This is a genomic window from Anoxybacillus tengchongensis (assembly GCF_014201585.1).
Lineage (GTDB): Bacteria > Bacillota > Bacilli > Bacillales > Anoxybacillaceae > Anoxybacillus > Anoxybacillus tengchongensis.
Genome location: NZ_JACHES010000007.1, coordinates 45,043 through 64,782, shown reverse-complemented (window position 1 = coordinate 64,782; position 19,740 = coordinate 45,043). Strand labels below are relative to the sequence as shown.

General features: G+C 42.8%; 15 protein-coding genes. 4 read left to right on the top strand and 11 right to left on the bottom strand.

All coding sequences use genetic code 11. The features are described from left to right. Window positions 1-57: 57 nt before the first annotated feature. Window positions 58-1,566 carry an HD domain-containing phosphohydrolase gene (locus HNQ82_RS08975; protein WP_183248977.1) on the bottom strand — a complete coding sequence of 503 codons (1,509 nt, stop codon included), beginning with the start codon at window positions 1,564-1,566 and terminating at the stop codon, window positions 58-60. A 199-nt stretch (window positions 1,567-1,765) separates the two neighbouring features. Between HNQ82_RS08975 and HNQ82_RS08970 the strand changes: the two genes are divergently transcribed. The 4 genes from HNQ82_RS08970 to pstA all read left to right on the top strand — a co-directional run bounded on the left by HNQ82_RS08970 (window position 1,766) and on the right by pstA (window position 6,289). Then, window positions 1,766-3,496: a stalk domain-containing protein gene (locus HNQ82_RS08970; RefSeq protein WP_183248974.1), complete on the top strand. Its 1,731-nt coding sequence runs from the start codon at window positions 1,766-1,768 to the stop codon at window positions 3,494-3,496. Between the two features lie 21 nt (window positions 3,497-3,517). Next, window positions 3,518-4,390 (top strand): phosphate ABC transporter substrate-binding protein, encoded by an 873-nt coding sequence (locus HNQ82_RS08965; RefSeq protein WP_183248972.1) that lies wholly within the window; start codon window positions 3,518-3,520, stop codon window positions 4,388-4,390. Window positions 4,391-4,452: 62 nt separating this feature from the next. Continuing rightward, window positions 4,453-5,373 carry a phosphate ABC transporter permease subunit PstC gene (pstC, locus tag HNQ82_RS08960; protein WP_183248970.1) on the top strand — a complete coding sequence of 307 codons (921 nt, stop codon included), beginning with the start codon at window positions 4,453-4,455 and terminating at the stop codon, window positions 5,371-5,373. Between the two features lie 76 nt (window positions 5,374-5,449). Then, a complete protein-coding gene (pstA, locus tag HNQ82_RS08955; protein WP_425486270.1) occupies window positions 5,450-6,289 on the top strand; it encodes a phosphate ABC transporter permease PstA in 840 nt (279 codons plus the stop codon). Between the two features lie 15 nt (window positions 6,290-6,304). Here the strand turns inward: pstA and qoxD are convergent, their stop codons facing one another. From qoxD to HNQ82_RS08905, 10 genes are all read right to left on the bottom strand, one after another. Beyond that, window positions 6,305-6,604, bottom strand: coding sequence for a cytochrome aa3 quinol oxidase subunit IV (gene qoxD, locus HNQ82_RS08950; RefSeq protein ID WP_032100979.1), 300 nt, complete (start codon window positions 6,602-6,604; stop codon window positions 6,305-6,307). Further along, complete coding sequence (gene qoxC, locus HNQ82_RS08945) at window positions 6,605-7,210, bottom strand: cytochrome aa3 quinol oxidase subunit III (RefSeq protein ID WP_032100978.1); 606 nt, start codon at window positions 7,208-7,210, stop codon at window positions 6,605-6,607. Further along, the gene (gene qoxB, locus HNQ82_RS08940; RefSeq protein WP_183248968.1) at window positions 7,200-9,176 is read right to left on the bottom strand and encodes a cytochrome aa3 quinol oxidase subunit I; all 1,977 of its coding nucleotides are present in this window, start codon (window positions 9,174-9,176) and stop codon (window positions 7,200-7,202) included. Before qoxB ends, qoxC begins: the two co-directional genes overlap by 11 nt. Continuing rightward, entirely contained in the window at window positions 9,166-10,146 is a 981-nt protein-coding gene (gene qoxA, locus HNQ82_RS08935) for a cytochrome aa3 quinol oxidase subunit II (RefSeq protein WP_183248966.1), read from the bottom strand. The genes qoxB and qoxA overlap by 11 nt, the downstream gene beginning before the upstream one ends. A gap of 376 nt (window positions 10,147-10,522) precedes the next feature. Then, window positions 10,523-11,872, bottom strand: a complete 1,350-nt coding sequence (locus tag HNQ82_RS08930) for an aldehyde dehydrogenase (protein WP_246348966.1) — start codon at window positions 11,870-11,872, stop codon at window positions 10,523-10,525. Then, window positions 11,865-12,488, bottom strand: coding sequence for a PIN domain-containing protein (locus HNQ82_RS08925; protein ID WP_183248962.1), 624 nt, complete (start codon window positions 12,486-12,488; stop codon window positions 11,865-11,867). The genes HNQ82_RS08930 and HNQ82_RS08925 overlap by 8 nt, the downstream gene beginning before the upstream one ends. Then, the gene (locus HNQ82_RS08920; RefSeq protein ID WP_183248960.1) at window positions 12,472-13,140 is read right to left on the bottom strand and encodes a helix-turn-helix domain-containing protein; all 669 of its coding nucleotides are present in this window, start codon (window positions 13,138-13,140) and stop codon (window positions 12,472-12,474) included. The genes HNQ82_RS08925 and HNQ82_RS08920 overlap by 17 nt, the downstream gene beginning before the upstream one ends. A gap of 57 nt (window positions 13,141-13,197) precedes the next feature. Beyond that, window positions 13,198-14,442: a TIGR02679 family protein gene (locus HNQ82_RS08915; RefSeq protein WP_183248957.1), complete on the bottom strand. Its 1,245-nt coding sequence runs from the start codon at window positions 14,440-14,442 to the stop codon at window positions 13,198-13,200. Continuing rightward, complete coding sequence (locus HNQ82_RS08910; protein WP_183248956.1) at window positions 14,426-18,571, bottom strand: TIGR02680 family protein; 4,146 nt, start codon at window positions 18,569-18,571, stop codon at window positions 14,426-14,428. The genes HNQ82_RS08915 and HNQ82_RS08910 overlap by 17 nt, the downstream gene beginning before the upstream one ends. Continuing rightward, window positions 18,561-19,727 (bottom strand): TIGR02678 family protein, encoded by a 1,167-nt coding sequence (locus HNQ82_RS08905; protein WP_183248954.1) that lies wholly within the window; start codon window positions 19,725-19,727, stop codon window positions 18,561-18,563. The genes HNQ82_RS08910 and HNQ82_RS08905 overlap by 11 nt, the downstream gene beginning before the upstream one ends. Window positions 19,728-19,740: the final 13 nt, after the last annotated feature.

Below are 19,740 nucleotides of genomic sequence, written 5' to 3'. Positions count from 1 at the left end.
TCCTTTTTCTTTTAGTATATCACCTACAAACAAAAATAGATGCCATCATACAGGCATCTAACTCACTTTTTCTTGTTCTCTCTCTTGTAAAAATGCGATAAAACAATCGACCATTTGGGCATCCCATTGCGTTCCTCGACCTTCTAACAAAATCGAAATCGCTTTTTCTACGTTCATCCCTTTTCGGTATGGACGGTCAGATGTCATCGCATCAAACGCATCTGCCACCGCAATAATGCGTCCAAATAGTGGAATGTCCTCCCCTCTTAAACCATCTGGATACCCTTTTCCGTCTATTCGTTCATGATGCGACCGAATACCTGGGAGTAAATCTTGTACTTCTTCAATCGGCTGTACTTGGCGAATAATATTTTCACCAAGTATCGGATGTTTTTTAATCCATGCAAATTCGTCATCAGTCAACTTTCCGTCTTTCAATAAGATATGATCAGGGATACCGATTTTTCCGATATCATGCAAAATAGCAGAACGATATAAACGCGTAAGTTGCTCAACTGTCATCCCTAACCGTTTACCAATTTCTACAGCATATACGGCAACGCGCTGCGAATGACCAGCTGTATATTCATCGCGCGCATCAAGCGCGGTTGTCATAACTGAAATAAAACTATTTAATAACTGCTTATTTTTCTCATCTCGTTCAACGATCGCATCGACCATATGGTTAAAGCCGTTTGTGAGCTCGGAAAATTCATCAATATAAACATTATCGCACATCAATTCGTATTCTTTTTTTTGTACGCGACTCATGTATTGAAGCAAATCTTCAATGCTTCGTTCCACATCTTCAGACAAGACACGGGCCGCAAATAAAGAGAACAAAATGGAGATGACTAATACGACAATCGTCCACGTCCAATAACCTGAGAACGTGTTTTTCCCTTCAGCAAACCATTTCACTTCAGTCGCTAACACAAATAATAAAACCGGGAAAATGCCGATAAATAACACACTTAACCCAATTTTTACTTTCATCGGCACATATACGACGTTTGTCGCTCGGATCGCTTCATGAAATCCGTGCATTCGCCCTATTTGCATCATCTCATGAATAAGCGGACGCATCGTGCGCAACGTTAAAAAAAACTCAATCATCGCATGAAGCATCGCAATAAGCAATGCACCAAATAAAGCATAAACAACATACATATACGGAATGTGCAGCACATCGATAAAAATAAGTGAAAGTGTCATCGCAACAGCTGGAATCGAAAGTCCTAAAAAATGTGGGAGCGCAATCCGCTTGACTGTAAGTAGCGGAAATCTTTTTGCTTGAACCAGCGCCCAATAAAACTGTTCTTCTGTTACTTTCGTTTCAGAAAAAACGAGACGAATTGGGTAAATATCTTTTTGAAAGGCACGATATTCGATAAACAACATAATACAAAAAGAAAAAAATTGAATAAGCAACAACATGAGTAAGTCTACTTGCCGAATGTTCAGCGCCATTACCATTAGCGTGCTCCCAACGCCGACAACGGCTAAAATCGAACCAATCGTATAATTGATAAACAACTTTTTTAATGTTTCATCATATATACGCATACCCATCCCTCCTCCCTATTCTTTTTCATTATAACAAGAATGTGATAAATTACGAGACATACATTTCTTTACAATTCATTAATATAAATTTCTAAAAAATCAAACATTGTATTTACAAAGTCTACAAAAATATTAAACAAGGTTAACATTGCCCTTCTATAATAGGCGTTGTTGATATACAAACCTAGGAGGGAAAAAAATGTCCGTGAAGAAAGTGCTCGCACATACGCTGATCGCATCAGCTGTCCTCGCTTCTCCGCTTATTCCCGCGACCGAATGGAAAGCAGAAGCAAAGGCTGTCCAAAAACAAACTATCCAAAAAACAAACTGGAGTGTAAACGGGACGGTAGTTTCTATTTCTGCGACGACCGTTTCTGGTGGAAACTGGATTGTAGCTACTCCTGAAATCGCCAAATTACTCGGGGCTACATATTCCCACGACAAAAAAACAAAAATGTACAAGCTAACGAAAAAAGGAACAGTTGTTCAAGTAAAAGCGAATGACAAAGTTGCCGTCATTAATGGTAAAAAAGTAACGATGAACGTAGCACCTAAAACGGTAAACAACGTCTTATACGTCCCAGCTGTGACGATCGTTCAAGCGTTCGGAGGACAGTTACAAACAAATGCTAGCCCTATTCTTCTTTCGACAAACGGAAATGTACAAACAAAAAAAGTAACCGTTGCAGTTGATGGACAACCGACTCAGTTAAATGCTATAGCGATGGGACAAAAAACACTTTATTCTCTCTCTGATATCGCAAAAGCGTTCGGGGTCGCAATGAATGTCGATGGAAAAACAAAATCTATCACATTAAGCGGAAAAAGTAAAAAAGCTACTCTTCTTCTTCATCAACAAGGTTCATCCGTAGTCAAAGTAAATGGAAACTTCTACGCTGACTTGCACGGTGTCTTAACAAAATTAGGTGGCGAAATCGAGCATGGAAGTCCGTTATTTATCGCGACAAACGGATTTTTAAAAGGAACAAACTTTAATCCTCAATGGTTAAGCAACGAATACATGATCGTCACAAACGAAAACGATGAACCTGTGTCAAACATTGTACATGTTCCATCTCGCAAAGTCATCGCAACAATCGCAAGTGGAGATCTTGCGTTATCACCAGATAAGAAAAAAGGTGCATACGTAGACGATAACGGTCAATTATTCATTGTCGACCTAGCAACAAAGAAAACGATGCCTGTCGGTACAGATGATGATATAAAAGTAGAACTGACATGGTCACCAGATGGTTCGCTCATTTACTTCTTTAAAGGAAGTAGTAGTGATATTATCGCTTCTATAAATGTTCAAACAGGTGCGATAACAGAAATCGTTAACGATAAAGTGAAATACAAATCTGACCTTCGTCTATCGGCTGACGGAAAAAAAATTATATACACAGCCGCAAAAGAAGCAAAGGCAAACTATACAGATGACTCGAAAACAGAAATTGATACAATCGACACAACGGGCACAGAACCACAATTATATGTTGTTGATTTAACAACGGCGGATAAAAAAATAACAGCTGTAACAACAGATACAAATAATAAAACATTCTCGTCCTTTGCTGGCGATACGATTGTTTATTTAAGTGCTAATCCAGACGATGAAAGCACGCTTCCTGTATTAAAAGCCATTGTTGCTGGCACAGAACAAAGCATGGCAACAAACATGAACATTACTTACGTTGCAACAAAAGGAAATATCGTATTTGTGTTAGTAGAAGAGAAAAACGGATCTTATTCCATTTATCGTGCTACAGCACCACAAGCACAATGGACACGCATTTTTAATACAAAAACAACAATAACATCTATTTCTCCTTCTCCATTCAGTAATGACATCGCTGTAACTATTCCAACAGATGAAGGAGAAAAAATTGCTGTTATCATAAACAATCGATTAATTGATATTACAAAATAAATTTTGTAAGAGGTGAAAATCATGAATTTAAAATCTTTTATTAAAAAGTTCTCTCTTGTCGCATTATCTTCTAGCTTATTATTCGGCTCTTCGCTTACAGTAACAGAAAAAACAGAAGCTGCTCAACAAACGGGTAAAATTGTCGTTGCTGGCTCATCAGCATTGCTTCCACTAACCCAACAAGCAGCGAAAGAATTTAAAAAGGCAAATCCAAAAGTAGCAATCTCTGTATCCGGTACATCATCTATCGTTGGACCACAATCTGTTTCAAAAGGTTCAGCAACAATCGGTGCTTGTGACTGGGATGCAACGAAACCTGTACCTGGCTTTAGTGCATTTCAAGGTTTAAACGCCTACCCGATTGCGGTTATTCCATTTGCAACGATCGTTCATAAAGATAATCCTGTAAAAAATTTAACAACGAAACAATTACAAGATATTTTTGCAGGAAAAATTAAAAACTGGAAAGAAGTTGGCGGAAAAGATGAACCAATTATTGTCGTCAACCGCGCACACGGTTCAGGAACGCGTGTAAACTATCAATTGAAAGCATTAAAAGGCTCTTCATTTATGACACAAGGAGAAAACTATAAAGAAGTATCTTCAAACGGAAACATGATTAAAGCGGTGGAAACTACACCAAACGCAATTGGTTATACAGACCTTGCGTACATTAAAGGAAACATTAAAGCCGTCTCATACAACGGTGTAGAGGCAACAGTAACAAACGTCATGAACGGAAAATATCCTGTTTGGGGCTATGGCTACTTGCTAACAAAAGGTCCTGCTACTGGAGCAAATAAAGCATTTATCGACTTTATCCAAAGCAAAAAGTTCCAACAAGGTTCGTTGAAAAAATTAAAATTCATCCCAATTACAGCAATGAAAAAATAACATATTTGCAGCCTCCTTTATGAGGGGGCTGTCTTTTATATGATGAACGAGGAGGAAACAATATGGCGTTACCTGCGGAACATGTTCGCATCCAACATGAGCAAATGAAAACAAAACAATGGCGCATGAAGTATATGAAAAATAACGCCTTTCGCTACGCTTGTTTAGTAAGTGCGCTCTCTTTAGGTGTTGCTCTTTTTTCGATCGTCATTTTTATTAGCCAAACGGGGTTTCTCGTCTTTAAAGACGTCTCGTGGAAAGAGTTCTTTTTTTCCGCTACGTGGGAGCCGTTTGAAGAAAAATATGGGGCAGCTGTTTTTATTGCTGGGACGTTATATTTAACATTTTTAACGTTGATCATGTGCACGCCGATTGCTTTAGCTATTGCTATTTTTATTGCTGAAATGGCGCCAAATTGGCTAAAAAATATTATGCGTCCAATGTTAGATTTGCTAGTCGGCATTCCTTCCATCGTATATGGATTTTTAGGTTTAACAATCTTAATTCCATTCATTCGTGAGACAACGGGCACGCTTGTTGGCGATGGTTTCTTCGCTGCTGCTCTCGTGTTAACGATGATGGTTTTACCGACTGTTGCTCGTATTAGCGATGACGCCATTTGCGCAGTGCCACAACATTTGCGCGAAGCAGGCTATGCACTTGGAAGCACAAAACTTCAAGTGATTACACGTATCGTTCTTCCTGCCGCTCGCCCAGGCATTTTAACGGCAATTATTTTAGGTATGACACGGGCAATCGGTGAAACGATGGCTGTTGTGATGGTCATTGGAAATACTGCACAGTTCGGCTGGGATCTACTTACGCCAACATCAGTGTTAACGAGCAACATCGTGATGCAAATTACAAACGTTCAATTTGATTCAACATGGAACTATGCATTATATATGATGGCGTTTTTATTGTTGTTTATTTCTCTTGTATTAATTATTATTATTCGTCAACTTCGTCCAAAGGGAGAGTAACATAATGAGAGAGTCATTGTTTCATAGTCATCGTAAAGCAATCGCAAGCGCCATTTACACAAATCGCTTATTTCATATGTTCGTTGGCATGATTACAGTATCAACATTTATTTTAATTATCGGATTGCTATACACAATCTTAGGGAAAGGACTGCCGAAACTATCGCTTGATTTTTTATTCACATTACCGAACGAACTAGAAGCTGGCGGCGGTGTCGGACCATTTTTATTCAATTCTTTTTACGTTCTTATTTTATCTCTCATCCTTTCATTGCCTATTGGCATTGGAGCCGGCATTTTTCTCGCAGAATATGCGCCGAACAATCGTTTTACAGAATTTGTGCGCACGTCTGTTGAAAGTTTAGCATCTGTTCCTTCGATCGTTTTCGGTTTGTTTGGCTATGTATTGTTTGTCGAATATGTCGGTATTGGCTTGACGATCATTGGTGCTGCAGTTACGCTTGCTTTATTAAATTTACCCGTACTAGCCCGCGTCACAGAAGAAGCTATCCAAGCCGTGCCGCAAGACATTCGAGAAGCATCTCTCGCTCTTGGGGCGACAAAGTCGCAAACAATATTAAAAGTTGTCCTTCCTGCTGCGCTAAACGGAATTTTAACGGGTATTAGCCTCGTTGCATGTCGTGCATTTGGTGAATCTGCCATCATTATTTTAGCAGGGGGAACATCGACATCTGGCTTTATGTGGGATTTCAACTTGTTATCGCAAGGTGGTACACTTCCTGTTCACTTATGGTACGTACAATCCGAAGCACTCGTACCAGATGCAACAGAAATCGCTCAAAAATCTGCAGCTATTCTTGTTCTCATCGTATTAATCATTAGCTTTACTGTTCGCTTCCCACTTTGGATTCAAACACTAATTACAAAAATAAAAGCAACCCCTCGCAAAAGTTAAGCGAGGGGTTTTATGTTAATGCGCGGCATGTCCGGATGTTAATACCCAAATCGACCCTGCGACAATGACGATCGCGACAAACACCGCATAAGCCATATTAATGACGTTTGTTTTTCCGTCTTCTCCTTCTGTCACGTGCATAAACATAAATAGTTGCAATCCAGCTTGAATGATGGCCAGTGAACCGATAATCCACATAACAATTGTATACGATACGTTCATTTTCAACGCCACAAATACTGCAACGAATGTTAAAATGAGCGAAAATAAAAATCCAACAACGTGGCTAACGGGATATTTGCTTTTATGCTCCATTTACCCCACCATCCCTTTTAAATACACAAATGTGAAAATGAAAATCCAGACGACATCAAGGAAATGCCAGTATAAACTAATGATAAACATTTTTCTTGCAGTAACTGGCGTCAAACCGCGTTGAAGGAGCTGAATAATAAGCATCACTGCCCAAATGATCCCGAACGTCACGTGCGCACCGTGCGTACCAAGCAACACGAAAAAGCTTGATAAAAACGCGCTCGTTTGCATCGTTGCCCCTTCATGCACGTAATGAATAAACTCACGAATTTCCATAAACAAAAAGCCCGCCCCTAACAAAAGGGTAATGACAAACCAAACGAGCAGTTGCTTCATATTACGTTGTCGCATAAAAAAGACTGCCAAACCACATGTAAAGCTACTTGTCAACAACAATAACGTTTCAATGAGCACATCATTCAGCTTAAAGATGTCGCTTGGCGTTGGGCCACCGGCATAGCGGTGACCTAACACGCCATAGACGGCAAACAACGTCGCAAATAGCACAATTTCTGCTCCAAGAAAAATCCAAAACCCTAAAATATTTAATCGGTTTTGCTCAGTTTGATATTCAAGTGGAAGCGAATGATTGACGTTAGCCGACATGGTTTTCCGTCCCCCCTTCTACATTTCTCCACGTTCGTTCGGTTTGCTTAATTTCATCGACGCTTACGTAATAGCCGTCATTGTAATCAAACGAACGGATAATAAGCCCAACGACAATTCCAATTGCCGCAACAGCTGCCGCGATATGTGCTTCAAAGACGAGGAAGAAACCTGTAATTCCAAACACAACCGCCATATAAAACGGCAATCCGGAGTTGCTTGGCATATGAATTTTCTTGATGTCGCTTTCTTTTAATGTGAGCGTTTCCCCACGTTTTTTCATATGCCAAAACGCATCTAATTGTTTCACTTCTGGCACGACCGCAAAGTTATAAAACTGTACTGGCGATGCCGTCATCCATTCAAGCGTACGTGCATCCCATGGATCGTGGGACACATTGCGCTTCGCATAACGGAAGCTCCAATAAATGTTATAACAAAATACCGCAAAACCGATCGCTAAAATAATCGAGCCGATCGCAGATACAAGGAAAAGTGGCGCAAAGCCGGATTCTGCTGAATACGTATAAGCGCGACGAACGGCTCCTTTTAAGCCAAGGAAAAACATCGGCATAAACGTCACGTTAAATCCGATTGTAAATAGCCAAAAATGATATTTTCCAAGCTTTTCATTTAACATAAAGCCAAACATTTTTGGCCACCAATAATACAATCCTGCAAATACCGCAAACACAACACCTGGAATTAATACGTAATGGAAGTGTGCGACTAAAAATAACGTGTTATGGTATTGAAAGTCTGCTGCTGCCATCGCCAACATGACGCCGGTCACTCCACCAATGACAAAGTTTGGCACGAAGGCAAGCGCCCATAACATCGCAGTTGTAAATTGAATGCGTCCTTTTCGCATCGTAAACAGCCAGTTGAAAATTTTCACCCCGGTCGGAACGGCAATTAACATCGTTGTAATCGAGAAAAATGAGTTTACCGCAGGCCCTGCATCCATCGTGTAAAAATGGTGCACCCATACGATCATACTTAAAAATGCAATACCAACAATAGAAATGACCATCGATGTATATCCATACAACGTTTTACGTGAAAACGTTGCAATGACTTCAGAGAAAATTCCAAACGCCGGCAAAATAACAATATATACTTCCGGATGGCCCCAAAGCCAGAACAAGTTTGCCCAAAGCATATCGCTTCCGCCTGAAGAAAGCGTAAAGAAATGTGTTCCGTACAAGCGATCAAACGTCATTAACGCTAATGCAACGGTGAAAATCGGAAATGCGGCAACGATGATAATGGACGTAATCAACGTCGTCCACGTAAACATCGGCATTTTCATTAATGTCATGCCTGGGGCACGCATTTTTAAAATTGTGACGATAAAGTTAATCCCCGTCATTAACGTACCGAGCCCTGCAATTTGCAACGCAATCGCATAGTAGTTGTTTCCGATTCCTGGACTAAACTCTTTTCCAGCTAGCGGGAAATACGATGTCCACCCTGCATCTGGTGAGCCACCAACAACGAACGAAATGTTAAATAACATCGCTCCGCTAAAAAATAACCAAAAACTAAGTGCGTTCAACTGCGGAAACGCGACATCGCGCGCTCCAATTTGCAAAGGGACAACAACGTTCATTAAGCCGATCAAAAATGGCATCGCCATAAACAAAATCATAATCACGCCATGCGTTGTAAAAATTTCGTTGTAATGCTGCGCATCTAAAAAGCTCATTTCTGGTCGAGCCGTTTGCGCCTTCATTAACAAGCCGTCCATTCCACCGCGGAAAAACATAAGTACACCAGATAAAATGTACATAATCCCGATCTTTTTATGGTCGACGGTCGTTAGCCATTCGCGCCATAGCCAACCCCATTTTTTAAAGTACGTTAATCCAACAACAATCGCAACGACAGTTAGTACGATCGCAATTTGTGAACCGACAAGAAGCGGGTCTCCCCCAACAAGCATTTCATTCCACTTAATGCCCATGATGTTCACCTCCGCTATCACTCTCTAAAGCTTGTTGTTCATCTTCTTCGTTACAATTGGATGATGAACTAGATTTATAGTTGTCTTCATCAGTAAAAGTTTTTCCTTGATACCCATGGCCACGATATAGCTCTGGGTTTGTGTACGTCTTGGAATGTGCATCCGCATGATTCACCCATTGTAAATGTGTACCTATAAATGTTAACCGTCCTAAATGTGTCGGCAACAATAATTCCTCATATTTTTCTTTCGTTAATTTCGGTGCCTTTTGTTTTACTTCTTGCACCCATTTTTCAAACTCTTTTGGCGTTTGCGCTAACACTTCAAACTGCATATGCGCATACCCACGTCCATTAAAGTTCGTATTTCGTCCTTCATACGATCCTGGGCGCTCCGCAACAACGTACAATTCCGTTTCCATTTTGTTCATCGTATATTTTTGCCCAGCTAATGCCGGTACCCAAAACGACTGCATTGTCGATGCGGAAGTCATTTTAAATAATACAAGTCGGTTTGCCGGAATATTGACATAGTTTACTGTTTCAATATTTTGTTCCGGGTAGCTAAAAATCCATTTCCAATCTGCCGACGTGACATGAATGACAAGTGGCTCTTGATCTTCGTACCCTTTCGGTGGTTTTTCTAAATCGTATAACGTTCTAACTGTTGGAATCGTTAATGCAATAACGATTAAAATCGGAATCACCGTCCATACAATTTCAAGCACCGTACTTCCGTGTTCCTCAGGCGGCTCCTCTCCCTTTCGCTCAGGTCGATCGCGATATTTCCATACGATATAAGCGAACAAAGCAAATACAACGACAACGACAAGAAGCATCCACCAAATCGACCAGTTAATCAACTCCGTAATGCTTCGTGCAGCTGGTCCTTGTGGTTGAAAAACGACCATCTCACAGCCTCCAAGGAGCGGAAGCAATCCAGCTACTAATAAGGAAAACAAACGCTTCATCTTTCTTCACCTCAACAAAAATTGTGATTCATTGAGCATCTCGATAAATGAGTAACGAACGAAATTTATTAACTTTGTAGTATTAACACTATTGAAATGATTTTAACATGTATTGTAAAAATAATTGTGACGAAAAAAGGAAGGAAGAAACTGCATTGAGGGGAAAATAAAAAGCAAAATCATTGACAAAAAGAAAAAAGCTTTTCTCAACTTTAAAAAATAAGCGAGAAAAGCGTTGTTTTTTGTATAATACATGGAAATGAAAAAAGAAATAGGATGTTCGTTTGAAAATGTGTCACATTTTCGTTAAATTTTTTTCGAAATTTGTTCAAATTTATTAACCAAAAACAAAAAGTACCCCGTTGGGAACATTTTTTCATCTCAATAACTTCCGCACCCATTTGAGCGCATGTGGAAAGTTTGGATAACGCAAAGGAATATCAAATTTCGTTGTCTGTTTGAGCACACTTTTGTAATGAGTAAATGCATCAAAACTTGCTTTTCCATGGTATGCACCAATTCCGCTTTGTCCAACGCCGCCGAATGGTAGATGTGGGCTGGCGATGTGCATGATCGTGTCGTTAATACATCCTCCACCAAAACTAACTTGTTGTAATACTTGTTGTTGCACATCGCGATCTTCTGAAAACAAATAAAGCGCAAGTGGCTTTTCGTAATCGTTGATCATTTGGATTGCTTCATCCATTGTCTTAAACGTAACGAGCGGCAATATCGGTCCAAAAATTTCTTCTTTCATAATGTCATCTTCCCACGTCACATCCTCTAGCAACGTCGGCTCGATCCAACGTTGCTCAATGTCATACGTTCCACCATGTACAACGATACCATTTGTTAAAAAACGAACGAGCCGTTCAGCATGACGAACAGTAACAATACGACTATACGCATCTTTATCACCGTATAACTGTTCTATATACTGCTTCATTCGCTCAATCAACAAAGATTTCACCGAAATATGAACGAGCACATAATCAGGCGCAATACACGTTTGCCCAGCGTTTAAAAATTTTCCCCATACGATTCGTTTGGCAGCTAAATCAATATGCGCGGAGGCGTCGACGATCACTGGGCTTTTTCCGCCAAGTTCCAGCGTGACAGGCGTTAAATGTTTCGCTGCCGCTGCCATGACGATTTTTCCAACCGGCACGCTTCCGGTGAAAAAAATATGGTCAAAGCGTAAATCAAGCAGCTGCTGGCTGACGTCCGCACCGCCCTCTACGACAGTAACATACTCTTCCGGAAACGCTTCGGAAACTATTGTTTTTAACAATGCCGACATCGCCGGCGTATATTCAGACGGCTTCACTACCGCACAATTTCCTGTCGCAATCGCGCCGATAAGCGGACTCATCGCAAGCTGAAACGGATAATTCCATGGCGAGATAATTAAAGTGACCCCATATGGCTCTGGATATATGTAACTTTTTGACCCAAAGTGCGTCAACGGCGTCGGCACACGTTGTGGCTTCATCCAATCGCTCAGTCGCTTCGTGATAAAATGGATTTCTTCATACACGATCCCGATTTCTGTGGTATATGCTTCCAACGGCGATTTATGCAGTTCTTTTGCTAGTGTATCGATGATTGCTTGCTCATGCGCTTGAATCGTTTCTTTCAAACGAGCAAGCTGCGCAAGCCGAAAAGACAACGAAAGCGTCGCCCCTGTGCGAAAATACCGCTTCTGTTTTTGCACAATGTCATTCATCGCTTTCCCTCTCTTTAAATACATATTCCATATCAGATAAATACCTATAAAACTCCCTCGGATGAATGCGCTTAATCGATCCAATCTGGGCTGGAAATCGCCGATAATTGGTCGTAAGTATGTAATCACATTCCTCTTGAATAGCTGTTATCCAAACATGAAAGTCTTCTTGATCAAAACGATAAAGTGGCTCAGACATTTCTTGCGAAGTAATAATCTGCTTAGCAGTTTCGTGATCGCATCCGCTTAACTCGACCAATACTTCTCCAATCGGACGATTCTCTTGCATGATTGTTTCAACACTATACCGACCAACTAAGCTATTAACAGGAAGGTTTGTATAGTACCGAAAGATTGGACATAAAAATTCGTTTAAAAATGCTTCGATTTCTTGCAGAGTGTATATAACCATCTTATCTCCTTTTCCAAGTCCTTGGAAAGCATTTCTAACAAACTCAAATAAACAAACACGTGATATGACTGGCTGAAAGAAATGTGGGAAACGAGCCGCTTTAAGAATCTTTCGGTTGATTCCATCGACTCGCAACGCACCGCATAAAACGGTCGTATCGATCAATACTTTAGGGGGACGCAGGGAATCATAGATTAAATTCATCTACATCCCCTGCCTCTTGGTTCTTTCTATCGATTTGGTGTAGGATTTGCTCTGCACGGTCATCTTGTTCTGGCGTTGTAACAAAAATGTCTTGTGGAATTCTCCAATGACCGCCATCTGTTTTATATGCCCCCGGGAATCTTCCAGTTTCACACATTCGCCGAATCGTTTGGTCACTTAACCCGAGCTTTTTCGCTACTTCAGTCGTCGTGTAATAAGCAATAGCAGTCTGTCTAGATGGAAATGAAACGATAGAGGTTGGTAGCTGGTAGTTTTTTATTTTATTGTTTAATTTAGCACTTTCACTTAACAGGGAAACAAGCAATTTTTTGCGAACATTCAGCGAATCCCCTTCCGCTATTTCGGACAGTTGTTCAATATAATCCACTAAATATTCATACGCCTTCTCCTGTTCTTTCGTTGTATAAGCCTCTCGCATTTTCTTTTCGATGTCCCGAAGCAAGGAAAGGTGCTCCTCATTTGGCAATGAAAAGCGAATGGTTGAAAAAACAGGGAGCGTAATCCCTAGTTGCCAAAAAGATTTTTCAATTGCTGCTTTAAATACAGCTTTCGCCTTTTCACTATTAATTTGCGAAAGAATGTACACACTATCCCACATATGTTCTTGTTCTCGGTCGATGGCACGTGTCACTTTTCCCACCTCCTGTTAAAATTATTTTACTACCAAAACTCCAACAAAATCAACAATTCAAATAAAATCAACATATCCCTCCACCTCCCTCCTCAACTGTTCCACAAGCGCCTCTTGGTATCCTGCTTTTTTCCGCCGCAACATTTCTTGTTTTACTGCTTGCAAGTCATGAAGCGTCACCGATTGCAATTTCGCTAAGCGCTCGCCCGGCAACAGAACGGTCGGTTTTGTCGCCAAATAATCAGAATAGTCGTAATGCCAAAGCCGAACAGATGAAGCGTATCGTTCAGCAAGGCGCTGCGCCATTTTTAATCCTTCTGGGTCAAAATCGCCCGAATAATAAAGGGTAACCCCTTCTTTTACGAGTAAATCAAGCAGCCATATCGTCGCTAAATTCAATTGACCATTTGTGCTGATGAGCGGCACGTTCGCGTCTAATAGCGTCGAAAACACGCCGGCATTTTCGACGACAAAGACGTTGTTGCCTACGGACGGATACGCCCGCACTAGCGGCATCACTTCCCGCAGCGGAACATTTAGCGCCATATTCGTTTTACATGCGGCAGCGAAAACAGGATGGCGGCCTTTCTCTGTTTCTGCCATCACGCCAGCGCATGTCACAAAGTTTAATACATCTTCCCGCAACAGCCGGTACGACTGCAACAGTTCGTTCACGTCTTCTACCGACGAAAGGTCGTATTCGGTATCCGCATAAAATTGCAGCGCCGAAAGCAATAGCTTCCCCGCAAGCGTATGCAAATCAAACGTATGTGGGTCGTTCGCTACTTTTTGCGCAAAAACGGGCAAGCGAACGTAGGTGGACGGAAGCTGTTCGAGCGCGCGGCAAACAGCAGAAAGCGCCGCCTCTAACGCGTGATGGTTTTGTTGATACGCTAATTGCACAAACCGCTGTTTTTCTACCGCCATCAACCAATCGCGCTGTGCCCGATACATACTTATAAGTCGTGCAAAATACGCTTCTTTTTCGCGCTCTGCTTCTATCTGCTGTTCTTTTTTCGTCACAAGCGGTTCGCCAAAATAGCATGACAGCAACTCCACGAGAGAAATGCCAGCAAACCTTGTATTCGCAAGCTGTTGTTCAAACGCCGCGAGCGACACGCGGCTCATTTCTTTGCCAAAAAACGACGCGATCGCTTCCTTTTCCTCCGCCGAAAAAGACGAAACGGAAATCGTACCCCCAATGCGGCCAAGCGATTCGTATTTCTTTTTCATTTCGCAAAAAAGGCGGTGAAACGAACGTTCACCGCGAAAAAATTGCACCGCCTCATCTAATCGGTTCAATGATCTCACCCTTTCTTGCATCCTCGACGACAAGCTGCTTTACTTTTCCGTTCCAATAATAGCGAATGACCGTCACGAACGAAGCATTTTTCGGACGAACGAGTTCGCAAATCGATAGCGCCGGAACGGTATCATAATCGCCCCAGAGCGCTTGCGAGTTCATCACATAGTTAAACCCAAGCTGCTCGACAAGCCCGAACATATTGCGAATATTATTTTCGTCTACCCCCGCGAACGCTTCATCCAACGAAATAATGTACGGCGCATCGTCTGCTGCTTCTTGATAGCGCGAATACGTCGCGGCAAACAAAGGAATATACATCGCCATCGCTTTCTCCCCGCCGCTAAATTGATAGAAACGTTGGTTCGTCAACTCCCGTTTCGGTTCATTCGTTTTTTGGTAATAAAGGGTAAACGAAAACCATTTCCGATAGTCTAATACTTCTTTAATAATTTGGTGGAGCGTATTGCCTTGGCCGCGCTCTTCTAGCAATTCGCGCGCCCGATGAATTTTCGAGCGGAAATGTTTCGTCACTCGCTGCAAATCTTCCTCTTTTAATAGCCGCGAGTTCATCCGCAACAACTCGACAAGCTCTTTCGTATCCATCTCTTCTTCCGTTTCCGCGGTGCGCGGCTTCCATTGAATAAACAACACAAGCCCGGAAGACGTGTCGAGCTGCTGCATTAGTTCATTCATATCTTTTACCCAACGCTCCGCCCGTTGAATGCGGCTGCGCAAAATTCGACCGATCGTTTTTAAAATAATTTCTTCATACAATTCGCGGTCTTGCTCTTTCATATATTCCCGCTGCAAGAAAATGTCGTTCTCGATTTCACGCAATACATAAAATGGTGATACGCGCTGCCCTTTATAATCAAGCAAAAGGACGATGCGGTCTTGCTTTTCTCTCCATCCGGAGACTTTTAATTCCATTTCTTCGTCTAGCTCGATATCCGTAAACAAATTGTCCTCCTCAGCTGCGACGGGCTCTTGGTTGAGCCGGTATTCCGTTAAATTCGCCGACTCTTGGAAAAAGACGCTATTTAATCGGTTCACAAGCGACGTTCGAGCTTCTTTCGCTAGCGCCCCGTATTGCTGCATCGCTTCTTTTGCTTTTTCCAACCAATCAGAACCGTGAAGCTCTACAAGCTCAAGGGAAAGCTCTCGCGCAAACGACCGCTTCCACGCCTCCGCTAGCCGCTTCGCGAACGTTTCTTTCACCGAAAGCTGCGCGCATTTTTCACGAATGGCTTTCAGCTCATGCTCTAGCGCAATGCGCTCGTTCATTTTCGCTGGCATTTCTCGCTGCAAAAATGCCAACCGGTCGCGGACGCGCTGAATTTCCGCTTGAACTTCTTCTGCGCCCATTAGTTGCAGCGTCCGCTCGATTTCTTGCCGTTTCAGTTCGAGTTTTTGCTGCTCTTTTGCGAGCATATGCCGTTCGCCTTTCGTTTCGTCGATCTCTTGTTGCAACGTTTCTAACTGCTCTGTCCGATGGTGAATCATGTCAAGCAAATGGAGAAACTCCCGATGGATCATTTGCAATTCATGAAGCCCGCGCATATACGATTTCATAAAAACAAGCGCCTGTTCATAGCCGTCTTTGGAAAACTCTAAATCGAGCCCCTCGGTTTGCTCGCGCAACGTTTGTTTTGCTTGTTGCCAATCGCGGGCAAGCTGGGCTAACTTTTCGTTTTTCTTTTCCCATTCGCGTTGTTTGCTTATTATCATTCGCTTCGTTTTTTCCCGTTCTTCAAAGGCTGCGCGCATGTCGCGGTCGGTTGGAAAGGCACGAAACCAGCGGGTTATTTGCGCAATCGTCTGATCGAGCTGTTTTAGCATGTCGGTTTCCTCATGAAGCTGGGCGCGAAGTTCGTGGAGTTCTGCTTCGAGTGCGGCGATCTTTTCTAGCCGCCAACGCTTGCGGGCAGTGCGTCCGATAAACAACGCTTTTTCCCGCGCCGGGGCATGCCCTTTGATTAAGCCGAGCGTATAACGCCCTTCTTCATGAAGCATAAACGTTCCGTCCATTTCTCCATCGGCAAGAACGATGCTTTGAAGTACTTCGTTAATGCGCGTTTTGGATACTTTGCATCCTTCATCTACATCCGGCTGCAAATAGTCTGCCAATGTATGCGCCAGTTCGACGGGGCGTGGAACAATCACTCGGTCACACGTTACTTCGACATCGGTTTCTGTAATTAACGCATCAAGTAGCCCTGCATGATACAATGCCGATTCAATCCGCTCCCGAAGCGGTTCTGGTACATGGTCTTGAAATTCCACCCCTGCATAAAACGGGACAAAAGCAATCCCTTTCTCATCTAGCTCCGCCCGCGCAGCGATCGTTTGTTCATCGCGCGTGAGCTCGGGGTCTTTTTGCGTTTTCCATTGGTTCCATTCGGCTTCTTTTGAGGCAATTTTTTCTTCTAATAACGTGCACGTATGCTTTTGCTTCATTTTTTCTTCGTTTTTTCGATTGAGTGCTTCGTAATACGCTTCCGTAAACGGTTGCTTCATCTCATCGACGTGATACGTTTCGTATAGTTCGTGAAGGCGCTGTAAAAATAGTTGGACAGAGGGTTCCGGTACGGAAACGTCTTGGTCTTGGCATTGTTCGAGCCAGCGAAATACTTCTTGTTGGAAACGCGCTTTTTCGTTTTCTAACAGTTCGAGCCATTTCGCTTCTTCATGGCGCAATTCGTCTACTTCCCGCTGCAGCTCCCCTGCCTCTTTACTCGTTTCTTCATAGCGCGCCTTCATTTCGTCATGGCGTCGCCAAAGCGCAATCGTTTGTTCTAGTTTTTCAACGTATTCTTGCCCTTCTCGCTTCCAGACGGTAAAGTCAAATTTCGTTTGGCGCTGTCGAGCAAAGTCCGCTTCGTTAAGAGCATGGGCAGAGAAGGAACTTTCCATCGCATCATGCCGTAAGTCTTCTACTTGCTGCGTGAGTTGCTTTTCCGTCTGGTACCGCCGGTCTTCGTCTTCTTCTAACTGGCGCTTATAGCGGCGTTCGAGCTGCTCTTTTTCATCGATTTGCCGCAATAGTTTTTGGTGCTTGTCATGAATGTCGCGTATTTCTTGTTGGACTCGCTCATATTCTTTCGCCGCTTGAAACACTTCGTGGCTCGCTAACTCTAATTCTCGTTGATGCAATACGTCCTGTTCGTTTGCAAGCGTTTGAATGTATTCGCTCAAATTGACAAGGTGCGCTTGCTTTTCCTGTTCCTCCGCAAGCCATTGCTTTTCTTCTTCTGCTAGCCGCTTCACTTGTTTGTCAGCCTTTATCCATTCGCTTGCTTTTTCCGCGATCATATACTCGTTATACGCTCGATATTGCGCACAAAGCCGTTTTAGTGATTGCTCATCGCGCTCTAGCTGCTCTAGCTGCTGTTTCGTTTGGTCCATATTTTCAATCGTTTCCGATAAATGGCGCAACTCGTCATCTGTCAACGCCGGAAGCGAGCTTTCTAAAATTTCGTAAATAACCGTCGGCTTAAAATCTTTCGATAGCTTCGGGCTACGCAATTGAATCAACAGCTCAATTAATTCTTGAAACGCCTCCATCGATTCAAATCGGAAAACGTGCTTATTGACGAGCTCCATATATTCTTTTTGCGAATCAACGACCGTTCCGCCGTTGCCAAGTACATTTGCTAGTTCGCGTTTGGTGAGCGGGATTTTTTCCGTTCCGTCCGCTGATTTTTCTGTTTTATATAAAAATAAATCGCGGCCGATGCGGCGGTTATCAAAAACGACGAATCCCCAAAAGTCCATATTTTTTTGCCGCTTTGCCCGTAAGCCAATCCCTGTCGTTACGTATTGTTCCGTCTGCATTCGCTTATATTCTAAAAATAAATAGCCTGTCCGCTCATCGCGATCGACAATTTCCTTTTCGCCAAGCAAGTAATCTTCCATTTTTCGTGCCCGAGAACCGAACGGGTCCAGCCGGTCGGGCGTTTTTTTTCCGTCCAATAAGACAGGAAGCAAGCTTTGCATCGTTACTGACTTCCCAGAGCCGTTCGTCCCGCGCAACAACAACTTGCCGTCTGCAAACTCGAAATATTGTTCGTCGTAATACCAAAAATTAATTAATCCCGCGCGATGAAGCACCCATTTATTTGTCATCATCGTCTCTTCCTTTCGTTGTAAAGTCGTCTGGATATTGACCGACAAGCCGTCCAAGCAGCGGATAAAGCACGACCATGCCCGTTTCCTGTTCATATTCTGCCATCTTCCAGTCTTTTAAAGCAGAAAGAAGTTCGGAGGCGAGCTGTGCCGTCGTCATTTCACGATACGTTTTGCTCCAGCCTTCGCCATACTGCTCGCTGCACCGGTGAAGCAGCTGCTGAAAATCGGACATCGTCATGTGGATTTGCCCGTATTCATCCGGTGGATAGTTGTCCAAATGAGCGCGAACGACAGAGGCAAAATGAAGGATAATATCCGACGTTCCCTTTTGATCTGGAAATAACGTATACACATGTTGCCGTTCTGGAATCGTCAGCAAGGCGGCATTTTTATATAGTTCGTAGCGAAAATCGGTATGCGCCTCGATATCATCACGCAATCGGTGGCGGAAGTTGCGCAAATAATAAAAGTTTGGGTCGTCTTTTTGCCGGCGATATACAACAGGAGATAAAAAGAGCTGCCGATAAATAAAGTGGCGGCGGTAGTCGTCCGGCGCTGCTTTCCATTCTTCTTCAAGCAGCTGCTCGATCGTTTCATATTGAATGAAGTCTTTCGGATAGGACCTCATAAAATAGCGGGACAGTACAGGAACTTCATACAACGCTTCTTCGTCTTCTTGGTTGGCAAACGCCTCAACTTCCCCGTCGACGTGATGTATAATCCCGATTTGCTCGGCTGTTTTTAAGACGCGAATTAACGCGCGCCGATGTTGGTAGTTCGTCCAGTCGAGCGCCGTTTCGCCTGGATACATCGCTTTTATTTCTTCACATACATCAGACAATAAAAATTTTTCTTCGACCGCTTTTCCTTCTAAATATGCTAACAAGCAACAAAATAACGCGTAGTCGAGCGGTTCTTGAAACGACTCCATTCCCATCCACGCTTCTGGCTCCGCTGGTATTTTTTCGAGCTTAGCAAAATAGCGGTGGACAATGAGCCGATAGCCGAATTTCTCTTGCACATACCGCTTTAACACTTTTTCACGTTCCCGTATTTTTTGAAAAAGTTCCGGCTCTTTTTCCCGAACAATCCAAAACTGTTCAAACAGCGCGGTTAACGCTTCTTTTGCTTTCTCATCGAACTCTTTTTCCATTCTTTCTCTTCTC

What these genes read in the sequence shown, in the direction of transcription:
- HNQ82_RS08975 (WP_183248977.1), bottom strand. Translation starts at nt 1,566, where the DNA reads ATGCGTATATATGATGAAACATTAAAAAAGTTGTTTATCAATTATACG.
- HNQ82_RS08970 (WP_183248974.1), top strand. Translation starts at nt 1,766, where the DNA reads ATGTCCGTGAAGAAAGTGCTCGCACATACGCTGATCGCATCAGCTGTC.
- HNQ82_RS08965 (WP_183248972.1), top strand. Translation starts at nt 3,518, where the DNA reads ATGAATTTAAAATCTTTTATTAAAAAGTTCTCTCTTGTCGCATTATCT.
- pstC (WP_183248970.1), top strand. Translation starts at nt 4,453, where the DNA reads ATGGCGTTACCTGCGGAACATGTTCGCATCCAACATGAGCAAATGAAA.
- pstA (WP_425486270.1), top strand. Translation starts at nt 5,450, where the DNA reads ATGTTCGTTGGCATGATTACAGTATCAACATTTATTTTAATTATCGGA.
- qoxD (WP_032100979.1), bottom strand. Translation starts at nt 6,604, where the DNA reads ATGGAGCATAAAAGCAAATATCCCGTTAGCCACGTTGTTGGATTTTTA.
- qoxC (WP_032100978.1), bottom strand. Translation starts at nt 7,210, where the DNA reads ATGTCGGCTAACGTCAATCATTCGCTTCCACTTGAATATCAAACTGAG.
- qoxB (WP_183248968.1), bottom strand. Translation starts at nt 9,176, where the DNA reads ATGGGCATTAAGTGGAATGAAATGCTTGTTGGGGGAGACCCGCTTCTT.
- qoxA (WP_183248966.1), bottom strand. Translation starts at nt 10,146, where the DNA reads ATGAAGCGTTTGTTTTCCTTATTAGTAGCTGGATTGCTTCCGCTCCTT.
- HNQ82_RS08930 (WP_246348966.1), bottom strand. Translation starts at nt 11,872, where the DNA reads ATGAATGACATTGTGCAAAAACAGAAGCGGTATTTTCGCACAGGGGCG.
- HNQ82_RS08925 (WP_183248962.1), bottom strand. Translation starts at nt 12,488, where the DNA reads ATGAATTTAATCTATGATTCCCTGCGTCCCCCTAAAGTATTGATCGAT.
- HNQ82_RS08910 (WP_183248956.1), bottom strand. Translation starts at nt 18,571, where the DNA reads ATGACAAATAAATGGGTGCTTCATCGCGCGGGATTAATTAATTTTTGG.
- HNQ82_RS08905 (WP_183248954.1), bottom strand. Translation starts at nt 19,727, where the DNA reads ATGGAAAAAGAGTTCGATGAGAAAGCAAAAGAAGCGTTAACCGCGCTG.